This window comes from Kineococcus esterisolvens, from assembly GCF_050871405.1.
Taxonomy (GTDB): domain Bacteria; phylum Actinomycetota; class Actinomycetes; order Actinomycetales; family Kineococcaceae; genus Kineococcus.
In genome coordinates, this window is record NZ_JBJLRI010000011.1 from 19,036 (window position 1) to 37,705 (window position 18,670).

Genomic DNA, 18,670 nt, shown 5'->3' on the forward strand with positions numbered 1-18,670 from the left:
CCGCCGCGGTCACGGCGCGTCCGTCGCGGTGGCCTGGGCGACCTGCTCGCGCAGGTAGTCGCCGGCGCCGGCGTCCAGCAGCCGCCCGGCCTCGAGCGTGCGGGTCGAGCCGTCGGCGGGGGTGATGGTGACCGTGGGGGTCCCCTCGACACCGGCCTCGGCCATGGACTGCTGCACGCGGCGCACGTAGCCGAGGTAGACGTCGTCCTCGACGGCCTGCTGCCAGGCGTCCAGGTCGCTGACCCCGGCGGCCTCGGCGGCGGCGCGCAGCTGCTCGTCGGTGTAGCCGTCGCCCTCGCCGCCGTCGTTGCCCTCGAAGCCGGGCTGGCGGGCGAAGACCTCCTCGGTGTACTGCGCGAAGCGGCCCTGGGCGTCGGCGGCCGCGGCGCCCTCGGCCGAGCGGGTGGAGGAGTCGTTGCCGAGGTTCTCGTCCAAGAAGCTGAGGGTGTGCACGACGACGCGCGCCTGCCCGGAGGCGGCCAGCTCTAGGGCGGCCGCACCTGCGGCCGCCTCGAAGCGTGCGCAGTACGGGCACTGGTAGTCCAGCCAGACGTCGAGCGTGGGCGCACCCGCGGCCGGCTGGCCCGCCAGCAGGTAGCCGCCGTCCGGGCCGGTGGCCGAGGGCGGGGTGGCGCCGGCGGTGTCGTCGTCCCGGCGCTCGCGGGCGACGAGGACCGTGATGGTGGCCACCAGCACGAGCACGACCACGACGGCCGAGCTGACGAGGACCACGCGGCGACGGCGCTGGCGGGCCAGCTCCCGCTGGCGCAGCGCTGCCGCCTTGGCGCGGCGGGCCTCGGCGACGTCCTCCGCCTGCCCGGCACGGGCGGGGTGGCCGCCCGGTCGCTTCTTGCTGCTCAACGCTGATCTCCTCGCAGGTGCCCGGGCGGGCTGACGGATCCGGTCGGACGAACGCCGGGTCGGGTCGGGTGGCGCGCTCAGGCGCGACGCACGCCGCGGGCCAGGTCCTCGGCGAGCTCGCCCACGGCGCGGGCACCCTCGGCCGGTGAGCCGGCATCCAGCAGGCGTGAGACGAACGCCGAGCCGACGATGACGCCGTCGGCGTAGGTGGCGACCTGAGCCGCCTGCTCACGCGTGGACACGCCCAGACCCACGCACACGCGTTGGGCGCCGGCAGCGCGGGTGCGCTCGACCAGCCGGGCCGCGCCGGCGCCCACGGTCGTGCGCGCCCCGGTCACCCCCATGGTGGAGGCGGCGTAGACGAACCCGCGGCAGGCCGCGGACGTGGAGGCCAGGCGGGCGTCGGTGGAGCTGGGGGCGACGAGGAAGACGCGCTCGAGGCCGTGCTCGTCGGAGGCGGCGATCCACGCGGCGGCCTCGTCGGGGATGAGGTCGGGGGTGATGAGCCCGGCCGCGCCGGCCGAGGCCAGGTCGGCGGCGAAGCGATCGACGCCGTAGCGGTCCACCGGGGGCCAGTACGTCATGACCAGCACCGCCGCACCGGTGGCGGCAACCTCCTCCACGGCGCGCAGCACGTCCGCGGGGCGGGTGCGGGCGCGCAGGGCGGTGTCCACGGCCCGCTGGATGGTGGGCCCGTCCATCGTCGGGTCGGAGTAGGGCAGCCCCAGCTCCACGACGTCCGCTCCCCCGGCCACCGCCGCCTTGGCCGCGGCGATGCTGCCGTCCACGTCGGGGAAGCCGACCGGCAGGTACGCCACCAGGGCCGCACGGTCCTCCGCCTTCGCGCGGTCCACGGCCGCCGCGGAGGTGCCCGGGCGCGCCGCACCCCCGCCCGCGCTCGTGCCGCTCGCGTCCGTGCCCACGCTCGTGGTGCTCACCAGCCCGACCCCTCGGTGTCCTGCGGCGCGTCGGCGACGCGCTCGGCTTCCGACGCGACCAGGTCGGCGTCGCTGACGAGCCCGAACCAGCGGGCGGCGGTGTCGACGTCCTTGTCCCCGCGGCCGGAGAGGTTCACCAGCAGCACCGCCCGCGGACCCAGCTCGCGGCCCACGCGCAGGGCGCCGGCCAGGGCGTGAGCGCTCTCGATGGCCGGGATGATGCCCTCGGTGCGGCACAGCAGCCTGAACGCGTCCATGGCCTCGGCGTCGGTGACGGGGCGGTACTGCGCTCGGCCGGAGGCACCCAGCCAGGAGTGCTCCGGGCCCACGCCCGGGTAGTCCAGGCCGGCGGAGATGGAGTGCGACTCCACCGTCTGGCCGTCCTCGTCCTGCAGGACGAACTGGCGCGCGCCCTGGAACACGCCGGGCGAGCCGCCGGTGATCGAGGCGGCGTGGCGGTCGGTGTCGACGCCGTCGCCGCCGGCCTCGAAGCCGAACAGGCGCACGGCGGGGTCGTCGAGGAAGGCGTGGAAGATCCCGATGGCGTTGGAGCCGCCACCCACGCAGGCGCACACCGCGTCCGGGAGCCGGCCGGTCAGCTCCAGCACCTGCGCGCGCGCCTCGAGGCCGATGACGCGCTGGAAGTCGCGCACCAGGACGGGGAAGGGGTGCGGGCCGGCGACGGTGCCGAAGACGTAGTGGGTGGTGTCCACCGAGGCCACCCAGTCCCGGAACGCCTCGTTGACGGCGTCCTTGAGGGTGCGGCTGCCGGCGGTGACGGGCACGACCTCGGCGCCCAGCAGACGCATGCGGGCGACGTTGAGGGCCTGGCGGCGGGTGTCCTCCTCGCCCATGTAGATCGTGCACTCCAGGCCCATGAGGGCCGCGGCGGTGGCGGTGGCCACCCCGTGCTGGCCGGCGCCGGTTTCGGCGATGACGCGCCGCTTGCCCATGCGCCTGGTCAGCAGGGCCTGGCCCAGCACGTTGTTGATCTTGTGCGAGCCGGTGTGGTTGAGGTCCTCGCGCTTGAGCAGCACGGTGGCGCCGCCGGCGTGCTCGGCGAAACGGGGCACGGACGTGACGATGCTGGGCCGGCCGGAGTAGGTGCGGTGCAGCTCGGCGAGCTCGGCCAGGAACGCCTCGTCGGCCATCGCCGCGGTGTGGGCCGCCTCGATCTCGTCGAGGGCCGCCACGAGCGCCTCGGGCACGAACCGCCCGCCGAAGGCGCCGAAGTAGGGGCCGCGCTCGGCGGACAGGCTCTCGGTGGGGACGGTGCCCGTGGGAGTGGTGCCGGTGCTCACGGGCGCACCGCCTGCACGGCGGGGTGGGCCCCGGCGGCCACCAGGTCGGCCACGGCGCGGCGCGGGTCGTCGCCGCGCACGAGGGTCTCGCCCACCAGGACGGCGTCGGCCCCGGCGCGGGCGAACTCCACGACGTCGTGCGGGCCCTGGACGCCGGACTCGGCGATCTTGACCACGCCGGCGGGGATGAGGGGGGCCAGCTCGGCGAAGGTGGAGTTGCTGACCCGCAAGGTCTTCAGGTCCCGGTTGTTGACCCCGACGACGCGGGCGTCGGCGGCCACGGCCCGCTCGACCTCCTCGGCGGTGTGCACCTCCACCAGCGCGGTCATGCCCAGGGAGTGGGTGCGCTCGACGAGGGAGACCAGGGCCTCCTGCTCCAGCGCGGCCACGATGAGCAGGACGACGTCCGCGCCCCAGGCCCGCGCCTCCCACAGCTGGTAGGAGCCCACGACGAAGTCCTTGCGCAGCACCGGCACGTCCACCGCGCAGCGCACCGCGCGGAGGTCGTCCAGGCTGCCGCCGAAGCGGCGCTGCTCGGTGAGCACGCTGATGACGGTCGCCCCGCCCAGTTCGTACTGGCGGGCCAGCTCGGCCGGGTCGGGGATCTGCGCCAGGTGGCCCTTGGAGGGGCTGGCCCGCTTGACCTCGGCGATGACCTTCACGCCGCGCTGCTCGCTGTCGCGGGGACGCAGCATGGCCGCGGCGTCCTTGGCGGGCACCTGCCGGTGCGCTCGCTCCTTCAGCTCGGCCAGCGGCGTGCGCTCCTGCCGCTGGGCCAGGTCTTCGCGCACTCCGGCGAGGATGTCGTCGAGGACGGTCACGCTGTGCAGGGTAGTCCCCGCGTCCGCCGGGCCGGCGCCGGTGGGGGTCCGGCGGGCGCGGGGTCAGCGCGGCGGACGGTCCCGGCGGGTCATCGGCAGGTCAGTGGCGAGCCCGGCCGACGCCGACGGCGTGGCCGGAGGCGCTCTTCACGCCGTGCCCGGCCTTGGACAGGGCGTAGCCCACCACCAGCGAGGCCAGGATGGTCACGCCGCCGACGATGCCCCACACCAGGCTGGTGAAGACCACGGCCAGGCACAGGACGAGGAAGCCCACCAGGGCGGTGGCGACCCCGGCCCACGCCGCGACGCTGTGGCCGTGGCCGTGCTCCTGGACGACGTCGCCGTGCGTGGTCTCGGGCTGCTGGCTGGTCACGGTGGTGCTCCTCGGAGGTCGTGGCGCTGGGGTTCCCACCGTACCGGCCCGGAACCACCGCTCACCTGGTCGGGTCGTCCCCGCGGGAGAGCGAGTCCCAGGCCGCGGCGGGCTCCGCCGGGGACGCTCCCGCGGGGGTCCGGCTCGCCGGCTCCGCGGCCGCGGCGTCGCGCTCGTGACGGGCGGAGGTGCTCCACGAGCGCCCGCGAAGCACCGCCGCGGCACCGGCAGCGGCGCACACGGCCCCGCCGGCGGCGCACACCAGCGGCCACGGCCGCGTGCGCACCTGCTGCACCTGCGGGTCGCTGCGGCCGCTGACCAGGCGCGCGGGGGCCGCCAGCGCGCCCTCGGGGGAGGTCCAGACGTCGACACCGGCCGCGGCGACGCCGGCACCGGCCAGCACCAGCACCAGTGCCGCCAGCGCCCGCGCCGCGCGCCGGCCCAGCGAGCAGGCCACCACGGCGGCCAGGGCGACCAGCGCCAGCGCCGTGGCGGTGGGCGCCGCCGCGCGGCCGGCGGCGGCGACCTCGCGCAGCCCGGCGGCCGTGCTCACCGCCCCCCGCACCCAGGTGGGCGCCCCCGCTGCCAGGGCCAGGACGGCGCCGGCCGCGGCGACCGTCAGCACCAGTGCCCGCTCGCGGCCGCGGCGGCGCGCTGCGGGCACGCCCGTGCCGTTCGGGTGCGCGCTCACGAGGAGCTCCCGCCGGCAGCCGGGGGCTCGCTCGGCCCGGTCGGCCCGGTGGCCCGGAAGAGCTCGGTGGCCTGGAAGCAGGTGTGGTCGCCGGTGTGGCAGGCGGCGCCCACCTGGTCGACCTCCACCAGCAGCGCGTCCCCGTCGCAGTCCAGCGAGACCCGCTTGACCCACTGCACGTGCCCGGAGGTGTCGCCCTTGCGCCACAGGCTGCGACGGCTGCGCGACCAGTAGGTGGCCCGACCGGTGCTCAGGGTGTGCGCCAGCGCGGCATCGTCCATCCAGGCCACCATGAGCACCTCCCGGGTGTCGTGCTGCTGCACGACCGCGCACACCAGGCCGGCCGCATCGCGCTTGAGCCGGGCAGCCACGGACGGGTCCAGGACGACGGCGGGCGGCTGCGCCGCGGGGGGCACGGCGGGCACGGTGGTGGCTTCGGGGGTTGCGGCGGGGGGCTCGACGGGCACGGGCCTCATGGTCGCACCGGCCTGTGCGAGCATCGCGACGTGCCCGGACCCGATGCCGCCCGAGAACGCGACGGACTGTGCGACGACGCCCTGCGCGCCGGCCCGCGAGCGCCCACGTTGTGCGAGGGCTGGGCGGTGCGTGACCTGCTGGTGCACCTGGCGGTGCGCGACGGGCGCCCGGACGTGCTGGCGGGCGGGGTGCTGGGGGGTGCGTTGCCTGGGCTGGGTGCGCACGCCGAGCGGGTGCAGGGGCGCTGGCTGCAGGAGCCGTTCGAGGCGCTGGTGCAGCGGGTGCGCTCGGGTCCGCCGCCGGTGAGCCCGGCGCGCTGGCGGCCGGTGGGGCAGCTGGTCAACGGGGTGGAGTTCTTCGTGCACCGCGAGGACGTGCGGCGGGCGCGGGAGGGCTGGCGGCCGAGGGTGCTGGAGCGCGGGGAGTCCGAGGGGTTGTGGCGGGCGGTGCGGCTGGTGGCGCGGGCGTCGTACCGGCGTGCCGGGGTGGGTGTGGTGCTGGTGACCCCGGGTGGGCCGCGGGCGGTGGTGCGCGGGGGCCCGCTGGCGGTGAGCCTGCGTGGTGAGCCGCAGGAGCTGCTGCTGCACGCGTTCGGTCGGCGCTCGCACGCGCTGGTGGAGGTGGAGGGGTCCGTGCAGGCGCTGGAGGCGTTCGCGCGGGCGTACCCGGGGGGCGCCTGAGGCAGCGGCGCCGGTCCTGCGTGCGCTGACCCGCCCCGGCGGTCCGTCGGGCTGGCGCCCGTGGGCGGCTGCCCGCCGCGGCGGGTCAGCGCACGGGGGCGCCGGTGGCGCGCAGGGCGTCCTTGACCTGGCCGACGGTGAGCTGCTGGAAGTGGAAGACGCTGGCGGCCAGCACGGCGTCGGCGCCGGCGGCGACGGCCGGGGGGAAGTGCTCCACGGCTCCTGCGCCCCCGCTGGCGACGAGGGGCACGCCGACGCGGGCGCGCACGGCGGTGAGCATCTGCAGGTCGAAGCCGGCGCCGGTGCCGTCGGCGTCCATGGAGTTCAGCAGGATCTCGCCGGCGCCGAGCTCGGCGGCGCGGGCGGCCCACTCCACGGCGTCCAGGCCGGTGCCGCGCCGGCCGCCGTGGGTGGTGACCTCGTAGCCGGAGGGGGTCGCAGGGGTGCCGGGCGGGGTGCGGCGGGCGTCCACGGACAGGACGAGGACCTGGGCGCCGAAGCGCTCGGCGATCTCGGTGATGAGCTCGGGGCGGGCGATGGCGGCGGTGTTGACGCCGACCTTGTCGGCGCCGGCGCGCAGGAGGCGCTCGACGTCGGCGACGGATCGCACGCCGCCGCCGACGGTGAGGGGGATGAAGACCTGCTCAGCGGTGCGGGCGACGACCTCGTAGGTGGTCTCGCGCGAGCCGGAGGAGGCGGTGACGTCGAGGAAGGTGAGCTCGTCGGCGCCTTCGGCGTCGTAGCGGCGGGCCAGTTCGACCGGGTCGCCGGCGTCGCGCAGGTCGGCGAAGTTGACGCCCTTGACGACGCGGCCGGCGTCGACGTCGAGGCAGGGGATCACACGCACGGCGACGCTCACGCCAGGAGGGTAGTGGGCGCGAGCTGGTGGGTGCTCTCCCGGCCGGTGCGGGGTGGTCCGTGCGGGGGCCGCGCGGGGGTGGGGCGCCGGTAGCGTCGAGCGCGTGAGCGACCTGGAGACCGGGGCCCTGCCGCTGCGCAGCGTCGATCCCGACGACGCCGGGGCGGTGGCGGCCTGGCGCCGGGTGCCGCGCGTGGCGTTCCTGGAGCCGGCACCGGCGCCGGCCGAGGAGGAGCGGTGGGTGCGCGAGGCCGCGGAGCGGGTGGCCGGGCAGCGCCTGTCGGGGGTGGTGGACGCCGGCCGGTGGGTGGCGACGTACCGCTCGTTCGACACGGAGCTGACCGTGCCGGGGTCCGGCCCGGTGCCGGTGAACGCGGTGTCGTCGGTAGCGGTGCTGCCCACGCACCGGCGGCGTGGGCTGCTGCGGCGGATGATCGGCGCCGACCTGCAGCGGGCGCGCGAGCAGGGTCACGCGCTGGCGGCGCTGATCGCGGCCGAGGCGCCGATCTACGGGCGTTTCGGCTTCGGGGCGGCCTCGGGGGCGGTGAGCCTGTCGGTGGACGCGCAGGGGTGCCGCTTCCGAGCGGACGCCCCGCGCGGGTCCGGGCGCCTGGAGCTGGTGCAGGCGTCGGCTGCGTGGCCGGAGCTGGCGGCGGTGCACGACGCCTCGCGGCGGGCGCGGCCGGGTGGGCTGGCGCGCGAGGAGACGTGGTGGCGGCAGTGGACGCGCCCGGGCGGGTTGCGGGCGCTGGGCCCGAGCGCGCACGTGGTGCTGCACCGCGACGCGGCGGGGGTGGCGGACGGGTACGCGGCCTACGAGGTCGCCGAGGACTGGGCCGGTCGCGTCTCGCGCTGCTCGGCCCGGGTGCTGGACCTGCACGCGGCCTCCCCGGGCGCCTACCGGGACCTGTGGGAGTTCGTGCTGTCGCTGGACTGGGTGCGCACGGTGACGACGAAGGACCGCCCGGTGGACGAGCTGCTGCCGCTGCTGCTGCAGGACCCGCGGGCGGTGCAGCGCGGTGCGGTGGACGACTTCCTGTGGGTGCGGCCGCTGGACGCCGCGGGGGCGCTGGCGACGAGGCGCTACCTGGGATGCGGCACGCTGGTGCTGCGGGTGGTGGACCCCGGGGGGCCGGCGGGGGCGACGGTGCTGCTGCACGTGGACGCCGAGCGCTGTGGTGAGGACGGGTGGACGTGCGCGGAGGTGACCGCGACGTCGCGCGAGCCGGACGTGGTGCTGGGCGCTGCGGAGCTGGGGGCGCTGCTGCTGGGCGGTACCTCGGCGGTGGCGCTCGCGAGCGCGGGGCGCTTGGCGGGCCCGGCGGCGGCGGTGTGGCGGTTGCAGTCGCTGCTGGCCACGCCGCAGGAGCCGTGGTGCCCGACGTGGTTCTAGGGACGAGGGCCGGGCGTGGGCCGGCGGGTGGCCCGGTGGGCGGTGGGGCGGGCGGCTCGGCGGGGGCGCTCGTGCTGGGCACCGGCGCGGTGGTGCGGCTGCTGGCCGCCCGGGTCGCGGCGGCGCCGGCACCGGTCGCGGTTCCCCGCCTGGTGTTGCTGGACGGGCGCTCGGGCAGCGGCAAGACGGACCTGGCGGGAGCGCTGGCGGCGCGGCTGGGTGCGGCGGTGGTGCACATGGACGACCTCTACCCCGGCTGGGACGGCCTGGCCGCGGCGGTCGGCCTGCTGGAGCGGGAGGTGCTGCTGCCCCTGCGCGCCGGGCGGTCACCGGCACCGCCGCGCTGGGACTGGGCGGCGGGGCGGTGGGGGCCGCGGGTCCCGGTGCCCACCGCCCCCGTGGTGGTGGTCGAGGGGGTGGGAGCGGGCTGCACCGCGGTGCGACCGGAGCTGCTGGTGTGGGTGGAGGCCGCGGAGGGGGTGCGCCGGCGTCGGGCCCTGGCACGGGACGGCGACGTGTTCACCCCGCACTGGGAGCGGTGGGCGGAGCAGGAGGAGGCCTTGTTCGCGGGGTGCGACGTGCGCGCCGGGGCGCACGTCGTCCTGGACAGCGGCCCGGGCGGCGACCTCGACGGGGGCGCGGGCGGGGCGCCGCGCTGGGGGGTGCTGCGTGGGCGGGTGCCCTAGCTGCGGGGGGCGCGCGGTGCCCGGGACTCCACGAGACGGGCCAGGCGCCGCGCCTCGGCGCGGGCGTGCTCACCGTCGGAGCGCTGCACCGCCATGACGGCCAGCTCCTGGCCGTCATCGGTGTCCAGCAGGAGCCAGGGGTCGTCGCCGCCGAAGCGCACGGCGACCACGGCGCCCCACTCGACCCGGTGGGTGAACACGACGTTGCGCACCACCAGCGCCTCGGCGGTGGGCACCGCCCGCACGCTCACCACGCGCACCAGACCTCCGCACAGCAGCAGCCCGAAGAGCAGGGTGAGGGCGCTGTCGGCGAGGGTCCAGTCCGTGGTGGGGGCCAGCGTCAGGCCGACGGCGATGGCGGCCAGGACGACGCCCAGCACGGCTGCGACGGGCAGGCCCACGGCTCGGGCGCGCCGGGGCCGGAACGGGGCGTCGTCCGCTGCTCGCGCCCTGGAGCCGGTGCGGCCGGGGACCGCGTCGTCGTTCACAGCCGGCAGGCGTGGATGCTGGTGACGAGGATGGCGCGCGCGCCCAGGTCGTAGAGGTCGTCCATGACCTGGTTGGTGGCCGACTTGCGCACCATGGCGCGCACCGCGACCCAGTCGGGCTGCGCCAGCGGGGAGACGGTGGGCGACTCCAGGCCGGGGGTGACGGTGATGGCGCGCTCGACGAGGTCCTTGGGGCAGTCGTAGTCGACCATCACGTACTGGCGGGCCACGAGCACGCCCTGCAGGCGGCGCACCAGGACGTCGACTGCCGGGTCGGCCGGGGCGTCGCTGGAGCGCACGAGCACGGCCTCGGAACGCATGACGGGATCGCCGAAGACCTCCAGGCCGGCGGCGCGCAGCGTGGTGCCGGTCTCGACGACGTCGGCGACGACGTCGGCGATGCCGAGCGCCACGGCGGTCTCCACGGCGCCGTCGAGGTGGACGACGTCGGCGGACACGCCGTGCTGGGCGAGGTGCTCGCCGACCAGGCCGGAGTAGCTGGTGGCGATGCGCCGGCCCTGCAGGTCGGCGACCGAGGACGCGGTGCCGGGGCGCCCGGCGAAGCGGAAGGTGCTGCGGGCGAAGCCCAGCTGCAGGACCTCGTCGGCCGGGGCGCGCGAGTCCAGCAGCAGGTCGCGGCCGGTGATGCCGACGTCCAGGGTGCCGGAGCCCACGTACAGGGCGATGTCGCGCGGGCGCAGGAAGACGAACTGAGCGTTGTTGTCCGGGTCGTCCAGCAGCAGCTCCTTGGCCTCGCGGCGCTGGTTGTACCCGGCCTCGCGCAGCATGGCGCTGGCGGCCTCGGACAGCGAGCCCTTGTTGGGCACGGCGATGCGCAGCACGGACCTCTCCTCTCCTGCGCTCACGGGCCGGGCGCTCACGGGCCGGGCGCTCACGGGCCGGGCGCTCAGGGACTGCGCGCTCACAGGTGCGCGTACACGTCGTCGAGCGTGAGCCCGCGGGCGATCATGAGCACCTGCAGGTGGTAGAGCAGCTGCGAGACCTCCTCCGCGGTGCGCTCGGCGGACTCGTGCTCGGCGGCCATCCACACCTCGGCCGCCTCCTCGACGACCTTCTTGCCGATGGCGTGCACGCCCGCGTCCAGCTCGAGCACGGTGCCCGACCCCGCCGGGCGGGTGCGGGCCTTGTCCGTCAGCTCGGCGAACAGGCCGTCGAAGGTCTTCACGTGGCGGGAGTCTAGGCGGTGCGCGCGCCCCGCCCGCGCCCGCCCCGGGGTGGGCGCGGCGCGGGGCGGGCGCGGTGGCGGTGGGCGCTCAGGAGGTCGTCGAGGTGACCCCGCGCAGGGCGACGACGGTCTCCAGGGCCGCCAGGACGGCTTCGCGGCCCTTGTCCTCGCGCGAGCCGCGCAGGCCGGCGCGGTGAAGGGCCTGGGACTCGTTGTCGACGGTGAGCACGCCGAAGCCGACGGGCACGCCGGTGCTGACCGCGACCTGGGTCAGGCCGGCGGTGGCCGCGTCGCACACGTACTCGAAGTGCGGGGTGCCGCCACGGATGACCACGCCCAGGGCCACGACGGCGTCGTGGCCGGCGCGGGCCAGGCGCGCGGCCGCCACCGGCAGCTCGAACGCGCCGGGCACGCGCACCTCGGTGACCTCGGTGACGTGCGAGTCGGCCAGGGCCCGGCGTGCGCCGGCCAGCAGCCCCTCCATCACCTCCGCGTGCCAGCGGGCGGCGACCAGGGCCACCTTCAGGCCGCTGCCGTCCACCTCGATCTCGGGGCTGCCGTCTCCGCTCACTGCCGTCCTCCTGTCCGGGGGTCCTGCTCGGGGTCCTGCTCGGGGTCCTGCTCGGGGTCCTGCCGGGGGTCGTGCCGGGGGTCGTGCCCGGCCGGGGACGCCGCGCCCGCGCGCAGGTGCGCGCGCAGGTCGGCGATGCTCAGCACCGGCAGCTCGTGCCGTCGGCCCAGCTCGGTGATCTGCTCCCAGCGTGACATCGAGCCGTCGTCCTCGACGAGTTCGGCGATGACGGCCACGGGGGGCAGGCCGGCCAGCCGGCACAGGTCGACGGCGGCCTCGGTGTGCCCGGGGCGCTCCAGCACCCCGCCGGGGCGCGCGCGCAGGGGGAACACGTGCCCGGGGCGCAGCAGGTCGGCCGGCCGGGCGGCCGGGTCGGCCAGGACCCGCGCGGTGCGGGCGCGATCGGCGGCGGAGATGCCGGTGGTGATCCCGGCGGCGGCGTCGCAGCTGACGGTGTAGTCGGTGCGCAGCGAGTCCTCGTTGCGCTCGACCATCCGCGGCAGGCCCAGGGCCTCGGCGCGCTCGGCGGGCATGGGGGCGCACAGCATCCCGGAGGTGTGGCGCACGGTCCAGCCGATCCACTCCGGGGTGGCCAGCGCCGCGGAGAGGATCGCGTCGCCCTCGTTCTCGCGGTCGGCGTCGTCGGTGACCAGGACGGGCCTGCCGGCGCGCAGGGCCCGCAGCGCGGCGTCCACGGCGGCGGCCGCGGCGGTGGTCCCGGGCGACGCCCCGGGCTCCCCCGCGCGCACGTCGGGGGCGGCGCTCACCGCTGCTCCCCCGCGCCGGCGCGCGCCACGAGGCCGGCGGTGATGCGCTCGACGTACTTGGCGAGCACGTCCACCTCGAGGTTGACCGGGGCGCCCACGGCCCGGTCCCCCAGGGTGGTCAGCTGCAGGGTGGTGGGGATCAAGGACACCTCGAACCAGGGCGCGGCGTCGTCGACGGCGCTGACCGCGGAGACGGTCAGCGAGGTGCCGTCGACGGTGATGGAGCCCTTCTCCACCACGTAGCGGGCCAGGTCCGGGGCGATGCCGATGCGCACCACCTCCCACGCCTCGCCGGGGGTGCGGGCGAGCACGGTGCCGGTGCCGTCGACGTGGCCCTGCACGACGTGGCCGCCGAAGCGGGCCGAGGCGGCCATGGCCCGCTCGAGGTTGACGCGGCGGCCGGGGGCGACGCCGCGCAGGGAGCTGCGCGCGAGGGTCTCGGCCATGACGTCGACGGTGAACACGGCCGGCTCGGGCTGGTCCACCACCGTCAGGCACACCCCGTCCACGGCGATGGACGCGCCGTGCACGGCGTCGGAGGTCACCAGCGGGCCGCGCACGCTCAGCCTGGCGGAGTCCGCGCCGCGTTCCACGGCGACGACCTCGCCGACCTCCTCAACGATCCCGGTGAACACGGGCTGCCTCCTCGACGACGGGCGGGTGGGACGGGTCGGGGTCGCGCTCGCCGGCGGGGCGGGCACGGGGACGGGCGGTGAGGCGCACGTCGTCGCCGAGGCGGGCCACCGCGTCCTCGCCGGGCGCCAGGTCCAGGCGCAGCGCGCCGGCGATGCCGCTGACGCCCAGGTCGGCCACGGCGGCCGGCCCGGCGCCCAGCAGCGCCGGGGCCAGGTAGGCCACGACCTCGTCGACGAGGCCGGCGCGGGCGAAGGCGGCCGCGAGCGCCGGGCCCCCCTCCAGCAGGACGGTGCGCACCTCGCGCTCGGCGAGGGTGGTCAGGACCCGGTGCGGGTCGCGGGTGCGCAGGTGCAGCAGCTCGGCGCGCCCGTCGCGCAGTCGTGCGTCGGCGGGCAGCTCGCGCAGGCCGGCGACCACGCGCAGCGGCTGCGGGCCGGTCGCGTCGGTGCCGTCGGGGCGGCGCACGGTCAGGGCGGGGTCGTCGGCCAGGGCGGTGCCGGTGCCGACCAGGACGGCGTCGTGCTCGGCGCGCAGGCGGTGCACGTCGGCGCGAGCGGGTGCGGAGGTGATCCACCGGCTGGTGCCGTCGGCGGCGGCGGAGCGCCCGTCGAGGGTGGCGGCGAACTTCCACGTCACCCAGGGGCGGCCGCGGCCGACGGCGGTGGCCCAGCGCTCGTTGAGGGATCGGGCCCGCTGGGCGAGCACACCGGTCTCGACGTCGACGCCGGCGGCGCGCAGCAGCTGCGCTCCCCCGGCGGCGGTGGGGTTGGGGTCGGTGTCGGCGATGACGACGCGGTGCACGCCGGCGGCGACGAGGGCCTGCGCGCAGGGGCCGGTGCGGCCGGTGTGGGTGCACGGTTCGAGGGTGACCACGGCGGTCCAGCCGGCGGCGCTGCCGCCGCGGGCCGCGAGGTCGGCCAGTGCGGCGGCCTCGGCGTGGGGGGTGCCGGCGCCGCGGTGGTGGCCCTCGGCGCCGGTGCGGCCCTGCGGGTCGAGCAGGACGCAGCCGACGCGGGGGTTGGGGCCGGTGGCGGGGCCGAGGGCGGCCAGCTGCAGGGCGCGGTGCATGGCGGCCTCCTCGGCCGCGCGCCGGTCCCCCGGCTGTGCGGGGGGCCGCACGGGGGGCTGCGTGGGGGGCACCGCGTTCCTCGCTCTCGCACCGTGGGGCGGTCCGAGGGGACGCGGAGGCCGTCGGCGGGGCGCGGGCGCTCCACCGACCCGGGTCGTGCGGGCCTGCGGGCGCGCCGGGCGGCGGGTGCCGTCGGGCGCGTGAGCGCGGCCGCGCGACCCGCGTGCTGCCTCCCGTCCGGACTCTCACCGTCGGTCCCGGGGTTCCACCGGGTCGGCCCCGTCACCTGCCGGTGGGGGGCTCGCGGACTGTCACCGCCGGTTCGGAATTGCACCGACCCCGGAGCACGCGTGTCGTTCGGTTCAACTTCTGCTGCTGTGCTGCTGTTCCGGGCGGCCCCGGTGGGGGCCGCCCGGTCGCGTCAGTGTGCCACGGGGCTCCGCGCGGGCGGCGCGGTGCCCTCGGGCGGGGCGTGTCCCCCGGCGGTGGGGTGCGTCAGTGCGCGCAGGCCGCTGCGGCCAGGCGTCGCAGCTCGTCCACGGCGCCGGCGGCGTCCTCGGCGCCGTAGACGGCGGAGCCGGCGACGAAGACGTCGGCTCCGGCTTCGGCGGCGCGCTCGATGGTGGCCGCGGACACGCCGCCGTCGACCTGCAGGCGCACGTCCAGGCCGGAGGCGCCGATGGCGGCGCGGGCGCGCCGGATCTTCGGCAGGGTGACGTCGAGGAAGGACTGCCCGCCGAAGCCGGGCTCGACGGTCATGACCAGGAGCATGTCGAACTCGCCCAGCAGGTCCACGAACGGCTCCAGCGGGGTGGCCGGGCGCAGGGCGATGCCGGCGCGGGCGCCGGCGGAGCGCAGCTGACGGGCCAGCCGCACCGGTGCGGTGGCGGCCTCGGCGTGGAAGGTGACGCCCTGGGCGCCGGCCTCGGCGTAGGCGGGCGCCCACCGGTCGGGGGCCTCGATCATCAGGTGGCAGTCCAGCGGCACCGGGGAGACCTTGCGCAGCGCCTCGACCACGGGCAGGCCCAGGGTGAGGTTGGGCACGAAGTGCCCGTCCATGACGTCGACGTGGGCGGCGTCGGCGGTGGAGATGCGCTCCAGCTCCGCGGCGAGGTTGGCGAAGTCGGCGGACAGGATGCTGGGGTTGACCTGGATCGTCACGTCGCGACCCTAGCGGCGCCCGCGCGGCCCGGCCGGTGGGGCGGGTGCGCGGGCGCCGGGGCCGCTCAGGCGCTCTCGGGCCGGCCCAGGGCGCTGCCCTGCACGGCGGCGTCCTGCTCGCCGGGGGCGGTCAGGACGAGGAACAACCCGGCGTAGGGGCCCAGCCACACGCCGAAGCTGCGCAGGTCGTCGACCCAGCCGATCTCGCCGCCGGTGGAGGCGTCGACCACGGCGTGGCGCGGTTCGAACGCCTCCGAGCGCACGGTGCCCTCGATGGTCTCGCCGGTGAAGTTCAGCACCGTGACCTGCAGGGGCGCGTCGGTGCGGGTCGGGTCGCCGTCGTCGAGGCGGTGGACCATGACGAGCATGCCGGGGTGCGCCACGGGCGGGACGTCGATCTGGGTGGCGGCCGCGATGCCGTGGCGGGCGCGGGTGGCCAGCACGTCGCGCAGGCCGGCGACGAAGGACGTCTCGGACTCCAGCTGCGCCGGCAGGGAGCCGTACAGGGCGCGTCCGCGCGGCATCCCGGAGGCGGAGGTGGTGGCCTCCGGCGCGACGTCCATGAGGTCGTGGGCGCCGCGGTGCACCCAGCGGGTGTCGCCGCCCTCGATCAGGTCGCGCACCTGCTCGGCAGGCACCGGCAGGGTGCCGGTGAGGTCCCAGCCGGAGAGGGCGAAGACGCCCGGCTGCCAGGCGTTGAACATCGCCAGCAGCAGGTGGGCGCGGCGGATGCCCTCCACGTGGCTGTCGTCGACGTCCTCCAGGGTGCGCAGGCCCTGGGTGGCGGCGATGACCGACGCGGTGGTGCAGGCGATGCCGTTGGTGGTGAAGACGTGGTTGTAGTCGGCGGCCTCGCCGGTCAGGTGCGCCAGCAGGTCCGCGCGGACCGTCTCGGCCAGTTCCGCGCCGGTGGTCTCGCGCCCGCGGAAGGGGTAGGTGTCGGCGGCGTGCAGGGTCGCCCAGTGCACCAGCTCGTAGGTGAGCTCGTCGTGGTTCTGCAGGGCGTGCACGAGGCTGACGGGTTCGACGCCGGTCTCCAGCGAGGTGCGCAGCGTCAGGCGCAGGAACTCGGTGTCCCCGGTGGCCAGGGCGTGGTGGTAGGCGGGGCGGTTGACGAAGTCGTAGGACAGGTCCGCGCCGACGCGGCCGGTGTCGCGGATGTCCTCCATCGTCAGGTTCAGCTCCTGGAAGGTGAAACCGCCGACCTTGCGGACCATCCCGGCGATGACGTGGTTGGCCGCGTGCGAGAGGGGGTGCCCCTCGGACCAGGCGGGCAGGCCCTCGGCCGACTTCTCCACGCCGAGGAAGCCGTTGGCGTCCAGGCGCAGCGCACCGGTGCCCAGGTCGCCCAGGGAGTGCAGGGCGTCGCCGATGACCAGGCGCATGCCGGCGAAGGTGGGGTCGAGCCAGTTGATGGACGGCTGGCCCTGCTTGAAGTAGTGCAGGTACACCCAGCGGCGCACCTTGCCGTCCACGCCGGTGACGGGGGTGGTGGCCGACCAGTTGGTCTCCTTCACGCCCGGCGCGTAGAAGATGACCCGCTGCAGGGCGCCGATGATGTAGCCGTGCTCGGCCAGCTGCGCCTCGGCGTCGGCGTCGAGGTTGACGGCGTCGCGGCCGGCGGGCACCTCGGGCAGCAGGTGCCAGTCCTCCTCGGGGATCTCCACCATGTGGTAGATGCCGGGGTACTCGCGGTACGCCATCTCGGCCAGGCGGAAGTCGGCGCCCTTGCCGGTGTGGCCGGGCACGATGTCGTCGATGACGCTGCCGCCGTGGTGGTCGGCGACCTCGCACAGCTCGCGGAACTCGTCCTCGGTGCCGAACAGGGGGTCGATGTGGGTGCTGATGCGGTCGAAGTGCCCGTCGACGCTGGGGGTCTCGGTCCACCCGGTCAGGCCACCGGCGCGCTTGACGGGGCCGGTGTGCACCGCGTCGATGCCGATGCGCTGGAACGCCTGCCACAGCGCGTCGCTGCCCAGCGACCCCAGGAAGGACTCCCCCGGCGCGGTGATCAGGGAGATCGGGTAGGCGGTGAACCACACCGAGGCGGTGGCCAGGGCGCGGCGGGCGTCCGGGCGCGCGTACGGGTTGCGCCACATCGCCGGCTGGCCCGACAGCTGCCGGGAGAGCACGTCGGCGTCGGCGAGCATCGACTGCCCCACCAGCCACTGCACGTAGGCGGGGTTGGAGCCGTCGGCGGCGCGCGGGTCGCTGATGCGGCGCCCGCCCGCCTGGCGCAGCTGGGCGCGCGGGCGCAGGCGCCGCGGGCGCGCGGGGTAGCGCTGCTCGTCGTAGGTGATCTCGACACCCTCCGCACCGTCGTGCTCACCGGCGTGCGCGCGGGCGAGCTCACCGGCGAGATCGTCGGTGCGCTCGCCGGCGCTCCGAGCGGCGTGGTCGCCCGCCCGGCCGTCGGCGGCCGGGGCGTGGGGGGTCTGGGTGTCGGTTTCGGGCGGCACGGGCTTCCTCCTGCTGGTGCGGTCGGGGTCCCACGCTGCCCACGCCGGGCACGTCGCGCACCTCGAACCGCGGCGCGTGCCCGCCGGGACCGCTCGGGCGCTCGTCCTCAGGGCTGCGGGGAGGCGAACGGGTGGCCCGTGGGGTGCGCGGGCTCGGGGTGGGCGACGTCCGAGGGGCGCAGCTGCGCCACGTCGGGGACCCCGGCCTGGCGCAGGGTGGTGACCAGGTCCGCGCGCAGCCGCTCCAGCACGGCGCTCACGCCCGCCTGCCCGTCGGCGGCCAGCCCCCACATCACCGGCCGGCCCACGTGCACCGCGCGCGCCCCCATCGCCAGCGCAGCCACCACGTGCGAGCCCTCGCGCACGCCGGAGTCCACGTGCACCTCCACCTCGGCGCCGACCTCGGCGACGACCTCGGGCAGGGCGCGGGCGCTGGTGACGGAGGTGCCCAAGCGGCGCCCGCCGTGGGTGGACACGATGACCGCGTCGGCGCCGGCGTCCACGCAGCGGCGCGCGTCGCGGGCCGTCAGCACGCCCTTGACGGCCACCGGCAGGCCGGTGAGCTCGCGCAGCCAGCCGATGGCGTCGGGGGTCAGGTCCTCCGCCGAGCGCAGCGCGTGCGGGCCGGCGGCGGCGCGCTCGGCGTCGGTGAGGTTGACCACCCGCGCCTTGCGGTGCGTGTCGGGCCACTCGGTGGGCTCCACGCCGGGCAGCGCCGGTGCCAGGGCGGTGGTGTCCACCGTCAGCACCAGGGCCGAGGCGCCGGCGGCGGCGGCGCGCTCGACGAGCAGCCGCGTCAGGGAGCGGTCCTGCATGACGTAGACCTGGTACCACCACGGCGCGCCGGTGGCGGCGACGTCGGCGAAGGCCACGCCGGTGTTGGTGGAGACGCCCAGGACGGTGTCGGCCCCGGCGACGGCGCGGCCGGTGAGCACCTCCCCCTCGGGGCGGGCGGCGACCTGCTGCGCCATGGGCGCGACGAGCACGGGGAAGGACACCGGGGTGCCCAGCACGGTGGTGGCGGTGCTCACGCGGCTGGTGTCGCGCAGCACGGACGGGCGCAGCCGCAGGGCCTCCCACGCCGCGATGCCCTCGCGCCGGCACTGCCCGTCCCCGGCGGCGGTGGCGAAGTACTCCGCGACGTAGTCGGGCAGCTGCTCGTCGGCGCGGCGGTGGAATTCCTCGACCCAGGTCACGGGGTCATCCTGCCGCCGGCGCACGCACCGGCGGCAGGGGGCGCGCTCGCGCGCCGG

At 76.9% G+C, this 18,670-nt stretch carries 20 protein-coding genes, 1 pseudogene and 1 riboswitch; of the genes and pseudogenes, 3 read left to right on the top strand and 18 right to left on the bottom strand.

Features of this window, described 5'->3' with window-relative positions; translation table 11 throughout:
* Positions 1 to 9: 9 nt before the first annotated feature.
* The 7 genes from ACRYR8_RS05945 to hisI form a co-directional block, all read right to left on the bottom strand.
* Positions 10 to 861, bottom strand: coding sequence for a DsbA family protein (locus tag ACRYR8_RS05945; RefSeq protein ID WP_432483189.1), 852 nt, complete (start codon positions 859 to 861; stop codon positions 10 to 12).
* A 77-nt stretch (positions 862 to 938) separates the two neighbouring features.
* Positions 939 to 1,784, bottom strand: coding sequence for a tryptophan synthase subunit alpha (gene trpA, locus ACRYR8_RS05950; RefSeq protein ID WP_432483244.1), 846 nt, complete (start codon positions 1,782 to 1,784; stop codon positions 939 to 941).
* Positions 1,785 to 1,795: 11 nt separating this feature from the next.
* A complete protein-coding gene (gene trpB, locus ACRYR8_RS05955) occupies positions 1,796 to 3,055 on the bottom strand; it encodes a tryptophan synthase subunit beta (protein ID WP_432483245.1) in 1,260 nt (419 codons plus the stop codon).
* A 41-nt stretch (positions 3,056 to 3,096) separates the two neighbouring features.
* Positions 3,097 to 3,921 (bottom strand): indole-3-glycerol phosphate synthase TrpC, encoded by an 825-nt coding sequence (gene trpC, locus ACRYR8_RS05960; protein ID WP_432483191.1) that lies wholly within the window; start codon positions 3,919 to 3,921, stop codon positions 3,097 to 3,099.
* Between the two features lie 100 nt (positions 3,922 to 4,021).
* Complete coding sequence (locus ACRYR8_RS05965; protein WP_432483193.1) at positions 4,022 to 4,294, bottom strand: HGxxPAAW family protein; 273 nt, start codon at positions 4,292 to 4,294, stop codon at positions 4,022 to 4,024.
* A gap of 61 nt (positions 4,295 to 4,355) precedes the next feature.
* Entirely contained in the window at positions 4,356 to 4,985 is a 630-nt protein-coding gene (locus tag ACRYR8_RS05970; RefSeq protein ID WP_432483195.1) for a Trp biosynthesis-associated membrane protein, read from the bottom strand.
* Positions 4,982 to 5,410 carry a phosphoribosyl-AMP cyclohydrolase gene (gene hisI / locus ACRYR8_RS05975; protein ID WP_432483246.1) on the bottom strand — a complete coding sequence of 143 codons (429 nt, stop codon included), beginning with the start codon at positions 5,408 to 5,410 and terminating at the stop codon, positions 4,982 to 4,984. Before hisI ends, ACRYR8_RS05970 begins: the two co-directional genes overlap by 4 nt.
* A gap of 81 nt (positions 5,411 to 5,491) precedes the next feature.
* Between hisI and ACRYR8_RS05980 the strand changes: the two genes are divergently transcribed.
* Positions 5,492 to 6,142 (top strand): TIGR03085 family metal-binding protein, encoded by a 651-nt coding sequence (locus ACRYR8_RS05980; protein WP_432483197.1) that lies wholly within the window; start codon positions 5,492 to 5,494, stop codon positions 6,140 to 6,142.
* 85 nt (positions 6,143 to 6,227) lie between these two features.
* On the opposite strand, the gene hisF is transcribed toward ACRYR8_RS05980, so the two are convergent.
* Positions 6,228 to 7,001: an imidazole glycerol phosphate synthase subunit HisF gene (hisF, locus tag ACRYR8_RS05985; RefSeq protein ID WP_432483199.1), complete on the bottom strand. Its 774-nt coding sequence runs from the start codon at positions 6,999 to 7,001 to the stop codon at positions 6,228 to 6,230.
* Positions 7,002 to 7,104: 103 nt separating this feature from the next.
* On the opposite strand from hisF, the gene ACRYR8_RS05990 reads away from it, so the two are divergent.
* Positions 7,105 to 8,394: a GNAT family N-acetyltransferase gene (locus tag ACRYR8_RS05990; protein ID WP_432483201.1), complete on the top strand. Its 1,290-nt coding sequence runs from the start codon at positions 7,105 to 7,107 to the stop codon at positions 8,392 to 8,394.
* 35 nt (positions 8,395 to 8,429) lie between these two features.
* A complete protein-coding gene (locus ACRYR8_RS05995) occupies positions 8,430 to 9,080 on the top strand; it encodes a nucleoside/nucleotide kinase family protein (protein WP_432483203.1) in 651 nt (216 codons plus the stop codon).
* Here the strand turns inward: ACRYR8_RS05995 and ACRYR8_RS06000 are convergent.
* The 10 genes and pseudogenes from ACRYR8_RS06000 to ACRYR8_RS06045 all read right to left on the bottom strand — a co-directional run bounded on the left by ACRYR8_RS06000 (position 9,077) and on the right by ACRYR8_RS06045 (position 18,613).
* Positions 9,077 to 9,568, bottom strand: coding sequence for a PH domain-containing protein (locus ACRYR8_RS06000; RefSeq protein WP_432483204.1), 492 nt, complete (start codon positions 9,566 to 9,568; stop codon positions 9,077 to 9,079). The genes ACRYR8_RS05995 and ACRYR8_RS06000 overlap by 4 nt on opposite strands.
* Positions 9,565 to 10,410, bottom strand: a complete 846-nt coding sequence (hisG, locus tag ACRYR8_RS06005; protein WP_432483247.1) for an ATP phosphoribosyltransferase — start codon at positions 10,408 to 10,410, stop codon at positions 9,565 to 9,567. The genes ACRYR8_RS06000 and hisG overlap by 4 nt, the downstream gene beginning before the upstream one ends.
* An 80-nt stretch (positions 10,411 to 10,490) precedes the next feature.
* The gene (locus ACRYR8_RS06010) at positions 10,491 to 10,754 is read right to left on the bottom strand and encodes a phosphoribosyl-ATP diphosphatase (protein ID WP_166612831.1); all 264 of its coding nucleotides are present in this window, start codon (positions 10,752 to 10,754) and stop codon (positions 10,491 to 10,493) included.
* 88 nt (positions 10,755 to 10,842) lie between these two features.
* A complete protein-coding gene (gene ribH / locus ACRYR8_RS06015) occupies positions 10,843 to 11,325 on the bottom strand; it encodes a 6,7-dimethyl-8-ribityllumazine synthase (RefSeq protein ID WP_432483205.1) in 483 nt (160 codons plus the stop codon).
* Between the two features lie 68 nt (positions 11,326 to 11,393).
* Positions 11,394 to 12,020, bottom strand: a pseudogene (gene ribB, locus ACRYR8_RS06020) (3,4-dihydroxy-2-butanone-4-phosphate synthase); the annotation flags it as partial.
* Positions 12,021 to 12,088: 68 nt separating this feature from the next.
* Positions 12,089 to 12,727 (bottom strand): riboflavin synthase, encoded by a 639-nt coding sequence (locus ACRYR8_RS06025; protein ID WP_432483206.1) that lies wholly within the window; start codon positions 12,725 to 12,727, stop codon positions 12,089 to 12,091.
* Positions 12,708 to 13,796 (bottom strand): bifunctional diaminohydroxyphosphoribosylaminopyrimidine deaminase/5-amino-6-(5-phosphoribosylamino)uracil reductase RibD, encoded by a 1,089-nt coding sequence (gene ribD, locus ACRYR8_RS06030; protein ID WP_432483207.1) that lies wholly within the window; start codon positions 13,794 to 13,796, stop codon positions 12,708 to 12,710. The genes ACRYR8_RS06025 and ribD overlap by 20 nt, the downstream gene beginning before the upstream one ends.
* Before the next feature lie 220 nt (positions 13,797 to 14,016).
* Positions 14,017 to 14,149, bottom strand: a riboswitch (FMN riboswitch).
* 143 nt (positions 14,150 to 14,292) lie between these two features.
* Positions 14,293 to 14,958 carry a ribulose-phosphate 3-epimerase gene (gene rpe, locus ACRYR8_RS06035; protein ID WP_432483208.1) on the bottom strand — a complete coding sequence of 222 codons (666 nt, stop codon included), beginning with the start codon at positions 14,956 to 14,958 and terminating at the stop codon, positions 14,293 to 14,295.
* A 65-nt stretch (positions 14,959 to 15,023) separates the two neighbouring features.
* A complete protein-coding gene (treS, locus tag ACRYR8_RS06040) occupies positions 15,024 to 17,258 on the bottom strand; it encodes a maltose alpha-D-glucosyltransferase (RefSeq protein WP_432483248.1) in 2,235 nt (744 codons plus the stop codon).
* Between the two features lie 266 nt (positions 17,259 to 17,524).
* A complete protein-coding gene (locus ACRYR8_RS06045) occupies positions 17,525 to 18,613 on the bottom strand; it encodes an alpha-hydroxy acid oxidase (RefSeq protein WP_432483209.1) in 1,089 nt (362 codons plus the stop codon).
* Positions 18,614 to 18,670: the final 57 nt, after the last annotated feature.

Excerpts from the sequence above, each read along its gene's own strand:
- ribD (WP_432483207.1), bottom strand. The coding sequence starts at position 13,796 with ATGCACCGCGCCCTGCAGCTGGCCGCCCTCGGCCCCGCCACCGGCCCC.